This window comes from Lentzea terrae (assembly GCF_003265345.1).
In the GTDB taxonomy this organism is placed as follows: domain Bacteria; phylum Actinomycetota; class Actinomycetes; order Mycobacteriales; family Pseudonocardiaceae; genus Lentzea; species Lentzea terrae.
The window spans coordinates 231,452-249,261 of record NZ_QFWW01000023.1 but is presented as its reverse complement, the minus strand read 5'-3'; the positions used below and the strand labels follow the sequence as shown (position 1 = coordinate 249,261).

General features: G+C 68.1%; 11 protein-coding genes and 1 pseudogene. 8 read left to right on the top strand and 4 right to left on the bottom strand.

Translation table 11 applies throughout. The annotated features are described in order from the left end of the window. Nucleotides 1–1,138: 1,138 nt before the first annotated feature. A pseudogene (locus DI276_RS52460) lies at nucleotides 1,139–1,600 on the bottom strand (hypothetical protein); the annotation flags it as partial. 40 nt (nucleotides 1,601–1,640) lie between these two features. Next, nucleotides 1,641–2,213: an SACE_7040 family transcriptional regulator gene (locus DI276_RS28795; RefSeq protein WP_112268989.1), complete on the bottom strand. Its 573-nt coding sequence runs from the start codon at nucleotides 2,211–2,213 to the stop codon at nucleotides 1,641–1,643. Between the two features lie 165 nt (nucleotides 2,214–2,378). Between DI276_RS28795 and DI276_RS28790 the strand changes: the two genes are divergently transcribed. From DI276_RS28790 to DI276_RS28770, 5 genes are all read left to right on the top strand, one after another. Beyond that, nucleotides 2,379–3,164: an SGNH/GDSL hydrolase family protein gene (locus DI276_RS28790; protein WP_112268987.1), complete on the top strand. Its 786-nt coding sequence runs from the start codon at nucleotides 2,379–2,381 to the stop codon at nucleotides 3,162–3,164. Nucleotides 3,165–3,303: 139 nt separating this feature from the next. After that, on the top strand, nucleotides 3,304–4,893 hold the full coding sequence (locus DI276_RS28785; protein ID WP_112268985.1) for a carboxyl transferase domain-containing protein: 1,590 nt from the start codon (nucleotides 3,304–3,306) through the stop codon (nucleotides 4,891–4,893). A gap of 2 nt (nucleotides 4,894–4,895) precedes the next feature. Continuing rightward, the gene (locus tag DI276_RS28780; protein WP_112269313.1) at nucleotides 4,896–6,821 is read left to right on the top strand and encodes an acetyl/propionyl/methylcrotonyl-CoA carboxylase subunit alpha; all 1,926 of its coding nucleotides are present in this window, start codon (nucleotides 4,896–4,898) and stop codon (nucleotides 6,819–6,821) included. A gap of 5 nt (nucleotides 6,822–6,826) precedes the next feature. Continuing rightward, nucleotides 6,827–7,978: an acyl-CoA dehydrogenase family protein gene (locus tag DI276_RS28775; protein ID WP_112268983.1), complete on the top strand. Its 1,152-nt coding sequence runs from the start codon at nucleotides 6,827–6,829 to the stop codon at nucleotides 7,976–7,978. A 121-nt stretch (nucleotides 7,979–8,099) separates the two neighbouring features. Continuing rightward, complete coding sequence (locus tag DI276_RS28770; protein ID WP_157985013.1) at nucleotides 8,100–10,895, top strand: type 1 periplasmic-binding domain-containing protein; 2,796 nt, start codon at nucleotides 8,100–8,102, stop codon at nucleotides 10,893–10,895. Here DI276_RS28770 and DI276_RS28765 read toward each other — a convergent pair. Then, nucleotides 10,892–12,427, bottom strand: coding sequence for an acyl-CoA dehydrogenase family protein (locus tag DI276_RS28765; RefSeq protein WP_112268979.1), 1,536 nt, complete (start codon nucleotides 12,425–12,427; stop codon nucleotides 10,892–10,894). The genes DI276_RS28770 and DI276_RS28765 overlap by 4 nt on opposite strands. Nucleotides 12,428–12,597: 170 nt before the next feature. Between DI276_RS28765 and DI276_RS28760 the strand changes: the two genes are divergently transcribed. The 3 genes from DI276_RS28760 (at nucleotide 12,598) to DI276_RS28750 (ending at nucleotide 16,405) form a co-directional block, all read left to right on the top strand. Further along, the gene (locus DI276_RS28760) at nucleotides 12,598–13,848 is read left to right on the top strand and encodes an FAD-binding oxidoreductase (RefSeq protein ID WP_112269311.1); all 1,251 of its coding nucleotides are present in this window, start codon (nucleotides 12,598–12,600) and stop codon (nucleotides 13,846–13,848) included. Beyond that, a complete protein-coding gene (locus tag DI276_RS28755) occupies nucleotides 13,849–15,081 on the top strand; it encodes an SAM-dependent methyltransferase (protein ID WP_112268977.1) in 1,233 nt (410 codons plus the stop codon). A gap of 106 nt (nucleotides 15,082–15,187) precedes the next feature. After that, complete coding sequence (locus tag DI276_RS28750) at nucleotides 15,188–16,405, top strand: ATP-binding protein (RefSeq protein ID WP_232836985.1); 1,218 nt, start codon at nucleotides 15,188–15,190, stop codon at nucleotides 16,403–16,405. Here DI276_RS28750 and DI276_RS28745 read toward each other — a convergent pair. Then, complete coding sequence (locus DI276_RS28745) at nucleotides 16,402–17,736, bottom strand: M20/M25/M40 family metallo-hydrolase (protein WP_232836984.1); 1,335 nt, start codon at nucleotides 17,734–17,736, stop codon at nucleotides 16,402–16,404. The genes DI276_RS28750 and DI276_RS28745 overlap by 4 nt on opposite strands. Nucleotides 17,737–17,810: the final 74 nt, after the last annotated feature.

The following is a 17,810-nucleotide window of genomic DNA, read 5'->3' as shown; positions in this document are numbered from 1 at the left end:
ACTCGTGCGACAGGCGCGGGAACATGACCAGCCGCGCCTCGAACCGGTGAAACAGCAGGACGAGCGGCACCAGCAGGAACACCAGCCAAATAGGCGCCTGCGACAGGCCGAGCAGCCCGACCACCGCGCCGACGCCGGCCAGATAGGCCAGGTAGACCGTCATCGGTGCCCGGCGCGCGAAGTTCACGACGTGCCAGGAGCGACCCTCCAGCCACGTCGTGACGCGGCCGCGAGCCAGCAGCGCCAGGCACACCTGCGCCACCCCGAGCACCATCATCGAGCGCGGGTAGTCGCTGAAGAACACCAGCGCCGGCAACGTGATCGCGCCCAGCGCGGCCAGCACCCGCCGGGAGATCTTCTGCAACGTGCCGTCGGCGTAGAAGAACCCGATCTGCTGCATCAGCAGGGCACCGACGATCAGGTTCACGTACCCGCCGGTCTTCCAGTCGGTGGACGTCCGTGCGACCTCGACGCCCAGCGTCACCAGCATCAGCACGAACGGCGCGGTGCGGCGGAAGTGCTGGTGCAGCCACGCGGCGGCGGGCGTCGCGGCCACCGCCAGCAGGTAGACCCCGAGGAACCACAACGGGTGCGTGATCAGCCGGCTGTACGCGTCGACCCGTACGTCCAGCAGGTTCAACGCCGCGAACAACACCACCCACAGCAACACGAACGCGAGCACCGGCCGCAGCAGCCACGACGTCCGGCTGGACACCCAGCAGCCGAAGCCGCCCTCGTGCGCCTGCCACGAGCGCAGGTTCGCGTGCCCGCCCGCGAAGAAGAACAACGGCACCGCCTGCAACGCCCACAGCCACGGCGTGCCGGCACCGCGTAAATGAGCCAGCGTCGCGACGGTCTCGCCGAGCACGAGCAGTGCGAGGCTGAACAGCCGCAGGAAGGTCGCGTACCGGTCCTGCTGAACAGGAGCGGTCGCTGGGGGCACTTCCTCGCGGCGACGACCATGTAGGCGCGCCAGCAGCAGGAACACCACCATCGCGCTGCCGAACGCCCACGCCACCACGGGTTCGTGGCCGGGCGCACCCCAGCGCTGCCGCCAGGAGTTGAACTTGAGGCCCAGCGCGTAGGTCTCGGCCACCGCGTGACACGTCTCTTCCGCGCCGCGGGGGTTCAGCCGGCACTGCGTGTGCAGGTCGGTCGCCAGCCGGTCGTCCAGCGCCTTGCGCGCGTACTGCCCGAGCGGCTGGCCCTTGTGGTCGGCGTAGCGCAGCAGGTCGTATCCCAGGTCGTGGGCGCGGCACGCGGCGCTGAAGTCCCACTCGGTGTCGCCCGCCGGACCAGAACAGCCACCGGAGGAGTCGACGACCCGCAACGTCCCGTCCGGCGCCGTGATCGTCTTGGGGTCACGGCCCGTCTCCTGCGCGAAGTCCGACGGCAGGTTGAGGTGCGGGTCGTGCGTGGCCGACGGCTCGACGAACGCGTGGACGGCGTTGGCCGCGGCGATCACGTCAGCGCTGGGTGGAGCCCCGCTGTCGCCGCTCGCCGGGCGCGAGGCGACCACCCCGCACACGAACACCGCGAGCGTGATCACCGTGAACCGGAACCAGGCCGGGAGTCGGAGGAGGAGTTTGCGCGCGCCCATCGCGCGTCAGGTTACGGAAAGGTCTCGGCTGATCGCCAATTTACGAGGTCACAACGACCGGCGTGAGCGAAGCGAGCGCCATGCGCGACAGCAACGCCGCCATCTGGTCGCGGTCGAGGTGCGCGCTGTGCGGGGTCGAGTTGATCAACCCGAACACCGCGTGCGCCGCCGCCCGCGCGGTCGGTTCGTCGAAGTCCGGCACCGTGCGCCTGATCGTCTCGACCCACACCTCGACGTAGCGGCGCTGCAACGCGCGCACCCGTCGGCGGTCCGGGTCGGTGAGGTTCGCGAGGTTCCGCATCTGCACGGTGATGAGCGCCGGGTCGTCCAGCGCGAAGTCGACGTGCCAGCCGACCAACGCCCGCAGCGCTTCCTCCGCGGTCGTCGCCGCGTCCACGCGCGCCTGGCCGCCGTCCAGCAGGCGTTCGGAGATCGACGTCAGCATCTCGCCGAGCATCGCGTCCTTGCTGCGGAAGTGCCGGTAGAGCGCCGGGCCGGAGATGCCGACGGCCGCACCGATGTCGTCGATGCCCACGCCGTGGAAGCCGTGCCGCGCGAAGAGCTCGGCCGCGGCAGTGAGGATCTGGTCCCGACGTGAGGGTTTCTCGGCCACACCGGGAGGTTAGCAGCCGTTTACCTAGTCGTCCGATGGGTGGAATTTCGACTGGTGCAAGCCCCTGAATGTTGACTGTTGACGAATACTTCACACGGGTCTTACTCGTGGGTAACCATTGGCGTGCAATGCATCACACCCCTGCGACCCCTTCGGGAGTCTTCGATGCGCCCTGCTCATTTCATCGCCTCGGTGGTCACCGCCGCCGCGGCCGTCATCGCGCTCGCCAATCCCGCGAGCGCTGCCGCCGTCAACTACGTCGCGCTGGGCGACTCGTACGCATCCGGCCTGGGTACGGGCTCGTACGACGGTGTCAGCGGCAGCTGCAAGCGCGGCCCGCTCGCCTATCCGGCCCTGTGGGCGGCGGCGACAGCGCCCGCGAGTTTCAAGTCCGTCGCCTGCTCGGGCGCGAAAACGGGTGACGTCATCAACCAGTCAGCGACCCTCGCGAGCAGCACGAACCTGGTCACCGTGCAGGTCGGCGGCAACGACGCGGGCTTCACCGACGTGATCACGACGTGCACGTTCGGTTCGGACCAGGACTGCGTCAACCGGGTGAACCAGTCGAAGACCTACATCGCGAACACGCTGCCCGGACTGCTCAACAACGTCTACGGAACGATCAAGTCGAAGTCCCCGTCGGCACGTGTGGTCGTGCTCGGCTACCCGCGCCTCTACAAGGTGCCGGGCACGTGCAACGTCGGGCTGAGCGACACCAAGCGGGCCGCGATCAACTCCGGTTCCGACGCGCTGCACAACGTCATCAGTGCGCGGGCCGGTGCGGCCGGGTTCGGCTACGTCGACGTGCGCGGGGCGTTCACCGGGCACGAGATCTGCTCGTCGAGCTGGTGGCTGAACAGCCTCAGCTGGCCGGTCGAGGAGTCGTACCACCCGAACCGCGCCGGTCATCAGAGCGGCTACCTGCCCGTTCTGCGGTCGGTCATCGGTTAGGGTTGTTCCGGAACGTGAGAGTGCCTGAAATAGGCCTTGACCTGGCTTCTGGTGACTCTCGAGCGGTTCCGGTGGACCGCTAGGTGAGCGGGCGTTAACATGGCTTTGTTAACGCCCGCTAACCTGAGGTCTGGGGAGCATGGACGCACCCGCCCTGCGCAGCGCCGCCGAGCCGTCGGACCGCTACGCCAAGGAGCACACCGCGCTCGTCGACGAGCTGCGCGGCAAGCTCGCCACCGCCGCGCTCGGCGGTCCCGAGAAGGCACGTCAGCGGCACGTCGACCGCGGCAAGCTGCTGCCCCGCGAGCGGGTGGACACGCTGGTCGACCCCGGTTCGCCGTTCCTGGAGCTGTCGCCGCTGGCCGCGAACGGCATGTACGGCGACGAGGCACCGGCCGCGGGCATCATCACCGGCGTCGGGCGGGTCTCCGGCCGGGAGTGCGTGATCGTCGCGAACGACGCCACGGTCAAGGGCGGCACCTACTACCCGATCACGGTCAAGAAGCACCTCCGCGCGCAGGAAGTGGCGCTGCAGAACAACTTGCCGTGCGTCTACCTGGTCGACTCCGGCGGCGCGTTCCTGCCCAAGCAGGACGACGTCTTCCCGGACCGCGAGCACTTCGGCCGGATCTTCTACAACCAGGCCACGATGTCGGCGCGCGGCATTCCGCAGATCGCCGCCGTGCTCGGGTCGTGCACCGCCGGCGGCGCGTACGTGCCGGCGATGAGCGACGAGGCGATCATCGTGCGGAACCAGGGCACGATCTTCCTCGGCGGCCCGCCGCTGGTGAAGGCCGCGACGGGCGAGGTCGTCAGCGCTGAGGACCTCGGTGGCGGCGACCTGCACTCGCGCACGTCCGGCGTCACCGACCATCTGGCGGAGAACGACGCGCACGCGCTGCGGATGGTCCGTTCGATCATCTCGACGCTGGGACCGCGCGTGCCGCGGCCGTGGGACGTCGCGCCGGTCGAGGCCCCTGTCGTCGATTCCGACCTGTACGGCGTGGTGCCGACGGACTCCCGGACGCCGTACGACGTGCGCGAGGTGATCGCGCGGATCGTGGACGGCTCGAAGTTCCAGGAGTTCAAGAAGGAGTACGGCGCGACGCTCGTCACGGGCTTCGCGCGCATTCACGGCCATCCGGTCGGGATCGTCGCCAACAACGGCATCCTGTTCGGCGAGTCGGCGGTGAAGGGCGCGCATTTCATCCAGCTGTGCGACAAGCGGTCCGTGCCGCTGGTGTTCCTGCAGAACATCACCGGGTTCATGGTCGGCCGCGAGTACGAGGCGGGCGGCATCGCCAAGCACGGCGCCAAGATGGTGACCGCGGTGGCCTGTGCGCGGGTGCCGAAGTTCACGATGATCATCGGCGGCAGCTTCGGCGCCGGCAACTACTCGATGTGCGGCCGGGCGTACTCGCCGCGCTTCCTGTGGATGTGGCCCAACGCGCGCATCTCCGTGATGGGCGGCGAACAGGCCGCGTCGGTGCTGGCGACCGTGCGCCGCGACCAGCTCGGGGACTCCTGGTCCACGGAGGACGAGGAGGCGTTCAAGGCGCCGATCCGCCAGCAGTACGAGGACCAGGGCAACCCGTACTACTCGACCGCGCGGCTGTGGGACGACGGCGTGATCGACCCGCGGGACACCCGCATGGTGCTCGGGCTCGCGTTGTCGGCCGCCGCCAACGCGCCCATCGACGATGTTTCCTACGGCGTCTTCCGGATGTGATCATGTTCGACAGCGTTCTGGTGGCGAACCGCGGGGAGATCGCGGTCAGGGTGATCCGCGCGTTGCGGTCGCTCGGGATCCGTTCCGTCGCCGTGTACTCCGACGCGGACGCCGATGCGTTGCACGTCCGGCTGGCCGACGAGGCCGTGCGGATCGGGCCCGCCGCGGCTCGTGATTCGTACCTGTCCATCGAGAAGATCGTTCAAGCCGCCGTTTCCACTGGGGCGCAGGCGATTCACCCCGGTTACGGCTTCCTGGCCGAGAACACGGCGTTCGCCGCGGCCTGCGCCGAGGCCGGCATCGTGTTCGTCGGACCGCCCGCGTCGGCGATCGACGCGATGGGCGACAAGATCCGTGCGAAGCTGACCGTGTCGGCAGCCGGTGTTCCCGTGGTGCCGGGCCGCACTCGCGAAGGCATGTCGGACGACGAGATCGTCGACGCTGCCCTGGAGATCGGTTTTCCGGTGCTGCTCAAGCCTTCCGCGGGCGGTGGCGGCAAGGGCATGCGGCTGGTTCACGAGGAGTCCGCGCTGCGCGAGGCCATCGAGTCGGCACGGCGGGAGGCGCGCGGGTCGTTCGGTGACGACACGTTGCTGATCGAGCGGTTCATCACGAACCCGCGGCACATCGAGATCCAGGTGCTCGCCGACTCGCACGGCAACGTGATCCACCTCGGTGAACGCGAGTGCAGCCTGCAGCGGCGGCACCAGAAGATCATCGAAGAGGCGCCGTCGCCGTTCCTCACGCCTGAAGTGCGCGAGGCGATGGGGTCCGCTGCGGTCGACGCGGCCAAGTCCTGCGGCTACGTCGGCGCCGGCACGGTCGAGTTCATCGTGGACGGACAGACCGGCGACTACTTCTTCATGGAGATGAACACCCGGCTGCAGGTCGAGCACCCGGTGACCGAACAGGTCACGGGCGTCGACCTGGTCGAGTGGCAGCTCCGCGTGGCGGCCGGCGAGGTGCTGGACCTCTCCGTCGAGCTGGTGGGACATTCGGTCGAGGCGCGGGTCTACGCGGAGGACCCGGCGCGCGGCTTCCTGCCGACCGGTGGCCGGGTGCTGGCGTTGCGCGAGCCCACGTCGGTGCGGGTGGATTCCGGGCTGTACGAGGGACTTGTCGTCGGTTCGGACTACGACCCGATGCTCGCCAAGGTGATCGCCCACGGCCGCACGCGCGAGGAAGCGTTGCGGCGCCTGGATCACGCGCTGGGCGAGATGGTGTTGCTCGGCGTCACGACGAACATCCCGTTCCTGCGGGCGTTGCTGCGCGATCCGGACGTTCGTTCCGGCGCGCTGGACACCGGTCTGGTGGAACGGAAGCTGGACTCGTTGACGTCGGCCGAGATTCCGGACGACGTCTACGTGGCGGCGGGCCTGGAACGGTCGCTGGAGCCACCCAGAAACGGGTCCTGGGAGGACCCGTGGGACCAGCTGTCCGGGTGGCGGGTCGGCGAGCACGCGTGGACGACGTGGCGGATCAACGACGTCGACGTGCGAGTTCGTGGCGATGAAGTCGTTGTGGGCGCTGGCGAACCGGTCCGCGCGCGGGCTCGTCGCGAAGGCGCGGACCTGTTCGTCGGGTCGCGCCGGTACGCGATCGCACGGGACGGCGACGTGCTGTGGCTCGGCCACGACGGCGCCTCCTGGGCGTTGATCGAGGCCGAGTTCCTGGTCGGCGCCTCCGGTGGCGCCGCAGCCTCCGGCGGTCCGGTGAAGTCGCCGATGCCCGGCACCGTGCTGGTGGTGCGGGCTTCTGCCGGCGACGAGGTGACCGCCGGTCAAGCGTTGTTCGTGGTCGAGGCCATGAAGATGGAGCACACCGTGACCGCACCGGTCGACGGCGTGCTCGCCGAAGTGAACGTGCAAGCAGGCCAGCAGGTCGCACTCGACCAGGTGCTGGCTCTCGTCGTCTCTCACGAGGAGTGACACCGATGTTGGACTTCAGACTCCCGAGCGAGTACGAGGACCTGCGCAAGACCGTCGAGGAGTTCGCTCGCGACGAGGTGGCCCCGGTCATCGGCGACTACTACGAGCGCTGCGAGTTCCCGTACCCGATCGTGGCGAAGATGGGCGCGATGGGCCTGCTCGGCCTGCCGTTCCCCGAGGAGCACGGCGGCATGGGCGGCGACTACTTCGCGCTGTGCCTGACGCTGGAGGAGCTCGCGCGCGTCGACTCGTCCGTCGCTATCACCGTGGAGGCGGCCACCTCGTTGGGCGCCATGCCGATCTACCGCTTCGGCACGGACGAGCAGAAGGCTGAGTGGCTGCCTTCGCTGACCTCCGGCGAGAAGCTCGGCGCGTTCGGCCTGACCGAGCCGGGCAGCGGTTCGGACGCGGGTGCGCTGGCGACCACCGCGCGGCTGGACGGCGACGAGTGGGTCATCAACGGCACCAAGGCGTTCATCACCAACTCCGGCACGGACATCACCGGTCTGGTGACGGTCGCGGCGGTGACGGGGACGCTCCCGGACGGCCGCAAGGAGATCTCGTCGATCATCGTCCCGTCCGGCACGCCGGGCTTCACGGTGTCGAAGAAGTACTCCAAGGTCGGCTGGTGCGCCTCGGACACCCGCGAGCTGTCGTTCCAGGACTGCCGGGTGCCCGCCGCGAACCTGCTGGGTGAGCGCGGCCGCGGCTTCGCCCAGTTCCTGCGGACGCTGGACGAGGGCCGCGTCGCCATCGCCGCGTTGTCCGTCGGTCTGGCGCAGGGCTGTGTCGACGAGTCGGTGCGGTATGCGCACGAGCGTGAGACGTTCGGCGCGAAGATCGGCACGTACCAGGCGATCCAGTTCAAGATCGCCGAGATGGAGGCCCGCGTGCACACCGCGCGGCTGGCCTACTACGAGGCCGCGTCCCGGATGCTGCGCGGCGAGCCGTTCAAGAAGCAGGCGGCCATCGCGAAGCTCGTGTCGTCCGAGGCGGCGATGGACAACGCCCGTGACGCCACGCAGATCTTCGGCGGGTACGGGTTCATGAACGAGTACCCGGTCGGCCGGTTCTACCGGGACGCCAAGATCCTGGAGATCGGCGAGGGCACGTCCGAGGTGCAGAAGATGCTGATCTCCCGCGAACTGGGCCTCTGATTCCACTGCGTACAGAAATCGTGCGCATAACCCGATCTGCGTAAAAGTACCCTGAATCACGGGTTCGTAACGGTAAATCCGGCTACCGTCTTCTGCCATCCGCGCGAGTGTGAGGGTGCAGATGACTGGTGGCCGGACCGAACCGGACTTCACCGGACTGCGCGAGCTCTTCAAAGTCATTCATGAGCTCTGCGCACGACCGGGTTTCTTCTACCGCAGCAACACCGAAGAAGTGGTCGGTGACCAGCCGCTTCCGCTGCTCTACCTGGAGAGCGCAGGCAGCCCGACGCCGTTCCTGCGCGCCTTGGAGGCGCGGCTCGACGCCGGTTCTCCCAAAATTCCGCACGCCTATGTCGACGTGGCCGCCACGGTGCCTCCGGAGGCGGACGGAAGTGAGCACACGAGGGAACCGGGGCCGCTGCTGCCGTTGCTCGACCAGCTCCGCGTTCAGCTGGCCAGAGTCCACGTCGGATCCGAACGGCTGACCAGATTCGACCACTACCGGCTCGTCGACTGGCTGACCCGCACGCCGCTGCCGGACCTGCCCGGCAGGGACGACCGTGCGGCGGCAGTCGAGTTGCTGCGCTCGTGGACCGGCCGGGTGAGCGAGGACGGCGAGCAGGTCAACCGGACCGCCGAGCACGTCAACCAGACGGTCCAGACGCTCAGCCCGGGCTTCCTGTCCCGGCTGGTGCTGGGGCTCGTCACCCAGTTCGGAGCCAAGATCGGCATCAGCTGGCTCGGCAAGCGCGTGCCAGGACTCGCGCGCGAGTCGAAGTGGTTCATGCGCGGGCAGAACTACGCGCTGCCCAACCACTCCATCGACTTCCTCGGGTTCGCCGAGCGGCTCACGCTGGGCAGGCACGAGTCGGAGAACACCGAGCAGATCCACCTCCTGCTCGTGCACGCGTTCCTGGAGGACCTGAGGATCGCCTACCGGCGGAAGTCGGGCAGGTTCCGGCTGCGCAGGGCGGGCTGGCGGCGCACCGCGTACGTCCCGGTCCTGCTCGACGGCGTGACCAGGGACAACGGTGGCTGGGAACTCCTCAAGCTGATCAACAAGGTGCGCAACGACACCGGCGAACTCGACCCGTTGCTGGTGATCGCCGCCAGCGACGACGAGGACAGGTTGTCGCGCGAGCTGTCGAAGGGCGGCACCGTCGTTCCGGTGGCGCCACACGAGGCGGAGGAGGCGCTGGCGACGTGGCGTGAGGAACTGCCGCGCAAGCGACAGTTGCTCGCCGACGACGCCCGCTACCTCGTGATCGCCCTCCCGCGCGAGACCGCGGAGAAGCCGCCGAGGGGCGCGCTGTCGTTCAAGGCGCCGCCGGTCCGGTGGCTCGCGAAGTCACGGAGGCTGGAAGCGATCATTGCGGTGCTGGTGCTCCTGCTGCTGGTGCCGGCGTTCACGGCGGTGCGCGACAACGTCAAGGCGAACTGCTCGCTGGTCGGCGCCGCGGTGTCGTCCGGCGTGTCGACGAGGCTGATCGACGAGGAGTGCGTCGGTTACAGCGACAACGCCAGTCAGATCTTCGGCTCGAACCCCCGGTTGAAGTGGACGCAGCAGCAGGTGTTCCAGCAGAACGAGGAGGCGGAGAAGCTGCACGCGGACGACGCCAAACGCCCGCTCGTCACGCTGGTCTACTTCTCCAGCCTCACCAACCAGGGCTCCAACCCCGACGCCGACCACTCCCGTGCCGAGGAACTGGAGGGCATGCTCCTCAAACAGCGCCAGCAGAACATCAAGTTGCCCTCGGAACCGTTGCTGCGCATCGTGATCGCGAACGGCGGCACGAAGATGAAGCACGCCCACCGGGTGCTCGGGGAGATGCTGACGCCGTTGCTGACACGGGACCCGAGCATCATCGGCGTGATCGGGCTCGACCGCAGCGTGGCGGACACCAAGACCGTCATCTCCGAACTGGGCGGGCTGGGCGTGCCGACGATCGGCACCACGCTCACCGAGTCCTCGCTGCCGGACAGTTCGGCGACGTACTTCCAGCTGATCCCCGGCAACGTCCGGCAGGCCGAACTGGTCCGCAAGTACGCCCAGTACCTCGGCACGACGAAGGTGACCATCTACCACCCGCCGCAGTCCGGGAGCGACATCTACACCTCGAACCTGGTCACCCAGTTGGGTTCGGAACTGGCAAAGCACGGGATCGCGCCCACGGACGCGGAGTGGGTCAACAGCCCGCAGGAGTTCCCGTCGCAGTGCACGGAGGACCGTTCCGGCGAGATGGTGTTCTTCGCGGGCAGGGAGGAGAACTTCGCCGAGTTCCTGCGGGCGATCGGCAGGGGTTGCCCCGACCGGGCCCGGATGCCCCGCGTCGTCGCCGACGACGCCATCATCCGGTTCGTCGCGCAGAAGGACAGCCGCGAGCAGGCGGCACTGGCCGGCATGCGCCTGTCGTACGTGAGCATGGCCGGGTTGATCGTGCTCGCCGGGAAGTCCTGCGTGGAGGGCGAACCGGACCAGGCGAAGGTGCCCGGCGGACAGCCGCTGGACGTGTTCTGCCGCGGCTACAACACGCTGGCGGAGCAGATCCAGGGCAACCCCGAGCTGCCGGAGAAGGACAGGCCTGCCAAGCCGTGGCCCGGCGAACACCTGGGCGTGGCCTACGACGCCACCGGGCTCTTCCTCGACGCCGTGCGGAAGGCCCAGACGCGGCCCGGCACCCAGCCGGGCCGGGAACCGCACCGTGCCGCCGTCGGCGCGGAGTTCCGCGAGCTGAACTCATACGGTGCCACCGGACGCACGAACTTCAGCGCGTCCCGGGTGGGAGAGCACCGGAACTTCATGATCCTGGAGATCGCGGACATCCACGACTTCGAGCAGCAACCGGTGTGCGTGTTCATGATCGGCGAAATGTACGGACCGGAGCGTTCCCCGGCGCCGAACGGTTGCCCCGTCTAAATCTTCGGTATCGCCCGGTCGATGATCGCGCTGAAATCGGTGGACTTGGGGAGCGTCCCGAAGGCGACTCCCCAGTCCCCGCCGAGCCGTGAGGCCAGGAACGCATCCGCGACCGCAGGGTGTCCGTGCCTGACCAGCAGGGCACCCTGCAGGATCAACGCCATCTTCTCGACGACCCGGCGTGCCTGCGACTCGTCCACATCGGACAGCGCCACGCCGAGCTCGTTCAACGCCTTGTCGATGCGCGGGTCCACGCCGCTGACGGTCGCCAGGAACTCCTGCACCGAGTCGGGTTCCTTCTTCATCGCGCGCAGGACGTCCAGTGCAGCGACGTTGCCAGAGCCCTCCCAGATCGACATCAGCGGCGACTCGCGGAACAGTCGCGGCATCCCGCTGTCCTCGATGTAACCGTTGCCGCCCAGACACTCCAGCGCCTCGGCCGCGTGCACCGGCCCGCGCTTGCACACCCAGTACTTGGTGATCGCGAGCCCGAGCCGCGGCCGGTGCTGTGCGAGCCACATCGCCGTCGTCGTGGCCGCCTCGGACTCCACCGCCAAGTCCGCCAGCACGTTGCGCATGGCCGGCTGGTCGATCAGGTACTTCCCGAACGCCTTGCGGTGCGCCGCGTGGTGCGCGGCCTGCCGGAGTCCGGCGCGCATCCCGGCGGCGGTTCCCAGCACGCAGTCGAGGCGGGTCGTGTTGACCATCTCGATGATCGTCCGCACGCCGCGGCCTTCCTCGCCGACGCGCCAGGCGAACGCCTCGTCGTACTCGATCTCGGCGGACGCGTTGGACTTGTTGCCCAGCTTGTCCTTCAACCGCTGGAGGAAGAACCGGTTGCGCGTGCCGTCCGGCAGCACCCGCGGCACCAGGAAGCACGTCAGTCCGCCGGGCGCCTGCGCCAGCGTGAGGAACACATCGGACATCGGTGCCGAGGTGAACCACTTGTGCCCGGTGAGGAGGTATCCGTCTTGGACCGGCTTCGCGACTGTCGTGTTCGCACGGACGTCCGAGCCGCCCTGCTTCTCGGTCATGGACATGCCGGCGATCAGGCCGCGCTTGGTGAGCGGCGCTTCGAGCCCGAAGTCGTACTGCCGCGAGGTGAGCAGCGGTTCGTACACGTCGGCCAGTTCGGGCTCGACGCGCAAAGCGGGCACGGCGGCGTAAGTCATCGAAATCGGGCAACCGTGGCCGGCCTCGACCTGCGACCACACGTAGAACCTCGCGGCCCGCTCGAGGTGTGCGCCGTCGACGTACGCGTGCAGGCCGCTGGTGACGGCGATCTGCATCAGGTCGTGCCAGGCCGGGTGGAACTCGACCTCGTCGATCCGGTTCCCGTACCGGTCGTGCGTGTGCAGCACCGGCGGGTACGTGTTCGCGAGCCGGCCGAGTTCCTGCAGGTCAGCCCTGCCCGCGAGGCGTCCGAGGTCGTGCAGGTCGTCGTTGTCGACCCAGGTGAGCAGGGCCGGGTCGGCCGCGACGTCGTGCCCGCTCAGCGGCGGCACCTGGTTGGTCACCTCGTGCGTAGCCATGCCTCGCACGCTACTACTCGGTAGTAACTTTCGGCAGGGTGCGACGAAAGATCGCTGGCCCATTCGGGCTTTTGGGCGTGCCAACGGCGCTGACGAGGAATAACGTCGTTCTGGTGAGTGACCATGGGCACAGCACGGCCGTTGCTGCGTTGACCGCGCAGTACGCCGCGATGCGCGAAGGTGCGCCAGTGCGGCTCGCGAAGAAGACGTCGAACCTCTTCCGGTTCCGCGCCGAGCAGTCGGGCGGGTTGGACGTCGGCAGGTTCGACCGGGTGCTGGCGGTGGACCCGGTCGGACGCACCGCACAGGTGCAAGGCATGACCACCTACGAGAACCTCGTCGCCGCGACGCTGCGCCACGGCCTGATGCCGCTGGTCGTGCCGCAGCTCAAGACCATCACGATCGGCGGCGCGGTGGCGGGACTGGGCATCGAGTCCACGTCCTTCCGCAACGGACTCCCGCACGAGTCGGTGCGGGAGCTGGAGATCCTCACCGGCGACGGCGAGGTGGTCGTCGCCAAGCCGGACGACGACCTCTTCCGCGCGTTCCCCAACTCCTACGGGACGCTGGGTTACGCGCTGCGGTTGGAGATCGAGCTCGAACCGGTGCGGCAGTACGTGCGGCTGCGGCACGTGCCGTTCGGCTCTTTCGCCGAGTGCGCCGCCGTCATCGAGGAGGTCTGTTCGGACGGTTCGGCGGACTTCGTCGACGGCACGGTGTTCTCCCGCGGCGAGATGTACCTGACGCTGGGGCACTACGTCGACATCGCGCCGTACACGTCCGACTACACCGGAAACGACATCTACTACCGGTCCATCCAGAAGCGCCGCACGGACCATCTGACCATCCACGACTACCTGTGGCGCTGGGACACCGACTGGTTCTGGTGCTCCCGCGCGTTCGGTGCGCAGAACCCGGTGGTGCGGCGGCTGTGGCCGAAGCGCTACCTGCGTTCGGACGTGTACCGCAAGATGGTGGCGAAGCACCGCCAGTTGCGGCCGCGGGTGGGCGTGGAACCGGTGATCCAGGACGTGGAAATTCCGGTGGGGGCTTTGCCGGACTTCCTCAACTTCTTCGACCGCGAGATCGGCATCTCGCCGGTGTGGCTGTGCCCGGTTCGCCTGCGCGACACCACGGGCTGGCCGCTGTACCCGATGGACGCGGACACGTTGTACGTGAACGTCGGGTTCTGGTCGGAGGTCCCGGTGCGGCCGGGAGAACGGATGGGTGACCGCAACCGGCTGATCGAGCGCGAGGTGGCGCGGCTGGGCGGCCACAAGTCGCTGTACTCGGACTCCTACTACACCGAGGACGAGTTCTGGCGGCACTACAACGGTTCGCACTACCGGTCCGTGAAGTCCCGGTACGACCAGACGAACCGCTTGCCTGATCTGTACGCCAAGTGTGTCAGGGGACGATGAATGCGGTTGGCCTCCATTTTCCAGCGCATCACGGGTGGCAGCGACGTTCGCTTCCAGGCCTACGACGGCAGTACCGCCGGCCCTTCAGCCGCGCCGGTGTCCATCGACATCAAAACACCGGAAGCCTTGTCCTACCTGGCTTCCGCTCCAGGTGAGCTCGGTCTGGCCCGCGCCTACGTGACCGGCCACCTGGAGATCCTCGGCGACGTGCACGCCGGCCTCTCCCAGCTCTCCGAGTTCTCCCTGCGCGAGCTCCCGTGGCTGCAACGCGTGGAGCTGCTGCGCTTCCTGGGCAGGATTCGCCTGTCGCACAAGGTTTCGCCGCCACCGCAGGAGACCCGCCTGCGCGGCCTGCGGCACTCCAAGGCCCGCGACCAGGCCGCCATCGCACACCACTACGACGTGTCGAACCAGTTCTACGAGTGGATCCTCGGGCCGTCGATGGCCTACACCTGCGCGGTGTACCCGTCTCTCGGATCTACTTTGGAGGAAGCCCAGTTCGAGAAGCACGACCTGGTCGCGCGCAAGCTGGGGTTGAAGTCCGGCATGAAACTGCTGGACGTCGGTTGCGGCTGGGGCGGCATGGTCATGCACGCGGCTCGCGAGTACGGCGTGCGGGCGATCGGCGTGACCCTGTCCCGCAACCAGGCCGAGTGGGCGCAGAAGGCGATCGTCTCGGCTGGTTTGGCCGATCTGGCCGAGGTCAGGCACCTCGACTACCGCGACGTGCGGGAGACCGGGTTCGACGCGGTGTCGTCGATCGGGCTCACCGAGCACATCGGCAAGGCCAAGCTGCCGGGCTACTTCTCGTCGTTGTACGGGAAGCTGAAGCCCGGCGGCCGTTTGCTCAACCACTGCATCACCCGGCCGGACAACAAGCAGCGAGCGTTGTCCGGGCCGTTCATCGACCGGTACGTGTTCCCGGACGGTGAGCTGGTCGGGCCCGGTCACATCGTGTCGCAGATGCACGACACCGGGTTCGAGGTGCGACACGAGGAGAACATCCGGGAGCACTACGCGCTGACTCTCGCGGCGTGGAGTCGCAACCTGGATGCGCACTGGGAAGAAGCCGTCAAGGAGGTCGGGGAGGCTCGGGCTCGGGTGTGGCGGCTGTACCTGGCGGCGTCGCGGCTCGGGTTCGACCGCAACAACATCCAGCTGCACCAGGTGCTCGGGGTGAAGCTCGACGGCACGAAGTCGCACATGCCGTTGCGCCCGGACTGGCTGTCCTGATCTTCGGCAAACCTAAAGGGTGATATTCGGCAGATCGAAAGACTGAAGCTCGGCAGATATAAAGACTACGGTTCGGCAGATCTAAACCAAGCGGTACGATGAGGTAGTGCGAGAAGGTGTCGACTACCTGCCGCGACGTGCGGCGGAGCGGGTGACCGAGGCGATGTCGGACACCCGCGTCATCGTTCTGAACGGGGCCCGCCAGGTTGGCAAGAGCACCCTGGCTGAAAAGGTGCTCCGCGAGCATGGCGGTGTGGGCCGTTTTCTCGACGAAGGCCAGACTCGAGCGGCAGCTGCGGCGGACCCGTCCGCGTTCGTCCGGCATGACGGTTTGATGCTGATCGATGAGGTTCAACGGGTGCCGGACCTGTGGCTGGAGATCAAGTATGTGGTCGATCGCGACCAGCGACCAGGTCAGTTCCTGCTCACGGGTTCGGCTCGCCTCCTGGGGCTGCGCAGTCTGCCGGACGCATTGCCAGGACGTTCGGAAACAGTCGAGCTGTGGCCGTTTTCCCAAGGAGAGATCGACGACGCACCGGACGGCTTCGTGGACGCGGCATTCGCGGAAGGTGCAGAGCTGCGAGCTGAGCCGAGCGAGTTGCGGAAGAAGGACTATCTGGCTCGTGCGGCCAGAGGCGGTTATCCCGAAGCGTTGCGCAGGGACAGCCCGCGTCGTCGGGCCAGGTTCTTCGACGGGTATCTCGCCGACCTGATCGCTCGTGACGTGAAGCAGGTGGCCGACATCGAGCGGGCGAGTGACATGCGTTCGCTCGTGTCGTTGCTGGCAGCGCAGACCACTGGTCTGGTCAGCTACAACCGGTTGTCCGGTGATCTGGAACTGACGGCACCAACGGTGCGGAAGTACGTGGAGATCCTTGAGACGGTCTACCTCGTGCGTACTGTGCCAGCCTGGTCGGCCAACGCTACGACGCGTGCAGTGGCGACGCCGAAGGTGTTTTTCGTCGACTCCGGGATTGCCGCGCATCTGGGTGCTCGCGATGGCGCGTTGCTGGAGAACTTCGTGCTGGGCGAACTGGCGCGTCAACTGACCTGGTCTGAGACTTTCGCGTCGCTGCACCACTACCGCGACCGCGATCAGTACGAGGTCGACGCCGTGCTGGAGGACAACACCGGCCGCGTGATCGGCGTTGAGGTGAAGGCCGCGGAAACCGTGCGAGCAGAGGACTTCCGCGGCCTGCGCCTGCTTCAACGCAAACTCGGCGACCGTTTCCACGCGGGGTTCGTGCTGTACACCGGCCGCGAGTCGTTCAGCTTCGGCAACGGCATGACCTGCCTGCCGATCTCCGCGCTCTGGACCTGCTAGGGAGCCGGCACCGGGAACGCCACCGGGCTGCGCCTCCCGTTCACCCCGACCGCCCGCACCCCGAAGAACACGTTGTCCTTCGACAGGTCCACGGTGTGCGCCCCGACCGCACCGACCGGAATCCGGTGCGTCCAGTCCGCCGCCTCGGTGGGCCGCCACACCACCTCGTACCCGCCGGCCGCCGGGTCGACGTCCCACACCAGGTCGGTCTCGTTCGTGAGCCGGTTGGTCCTGATCCGGACGTTGCGCGGCGTCCCGGGCGCGGTGGCGAGCGACCACAGCGCGGCGGCGTTCACGCGCGCCACCCGCGTCATGTACCCGAAGTCGCAGAACTCGGGCAGATCGCCGTACTGCACACCGTTCTCCACCCGCACGTTCTGGTGCTGGTGCGCGTAGTCCTCGTGCGGCTCGGTGAACCGCGCGGCCGGGAAACCCCGTTCCAGGAACGGGATGTGGTCGCCGCCGCGCAGGTACCGGTCGCGCCGGTAGATCACCTCGACGGTCATCCCGGTGCCCGCGAGGTCCGTGACGAATCGGGCCAACTGCCGCGACGGCGAGTCGTTCTCCCCACCGACCGAACGCCGGACCGCCGCCTGTTCCGGCGTTTCGGAGGTGGGCACGCCTTCCGCGAACAGCCGCACGACGTGCGACGCGTCGGCCGGGGCGGTGCCGACGATGTCGTTGGTGAACATCCCCTGCACGCCGGTGAGCTTCGACGCCAGGTGCGCCGCGCCGTACAGGCCCTGCTCCTCGCCGGCCACCGCGGCGAAGATGATCGTCGCGTCGACGTCCCGCGTCGCGAGGACGCGCGCGATCTCCATGACCGCCGCCACCCCGGACGCGTCGTCGTCGGCGCCCGGTGCGTCGCTGACGGCGTCCAACGGGTCACTCGCCCGCGAGTCGTAGTGCCCGGACACCACGTAGATCCGGGACGGGTCCTTCGAGCCGTGCAGGGTCGCCAGGACGTTGGTGATGGTCGTCGCCACGGGTATCCGCGGCGACGGCGGCTGCACGAACGACTGCAGCTCCACGGCGAGCTGGCCGGGATACGAACGCAGCTCGCGGAAGATCCAGTCGCGCGCGGCCCCGATGCCGCGCACCGGGTCGGTCTGGCTGGACAACGTGTGGCGGGTGCCGAACGACACCAGCTTGCGCACGGTGGCCTCGATCCGGCGCTGGTCGATCTCGCCGAGGATGCGCCGGAGGTCGCGGTCGGGTTGCTGCTGGGTGGTGCGGCGGCCTGGGCCGGTCGGCCAACCTGCGGGTGCCGCCTGGGTTGCACTGGTCGGGGTAACGGCCGCGACCGCGGGGCTCATCGCCGCCGCGGTCATGAACTGTCGTCGACTGGGCATCATCCCGGTCTAGACCTGAAGCGCGCACCCGCACAAGCCTCCGGTTGACCCGT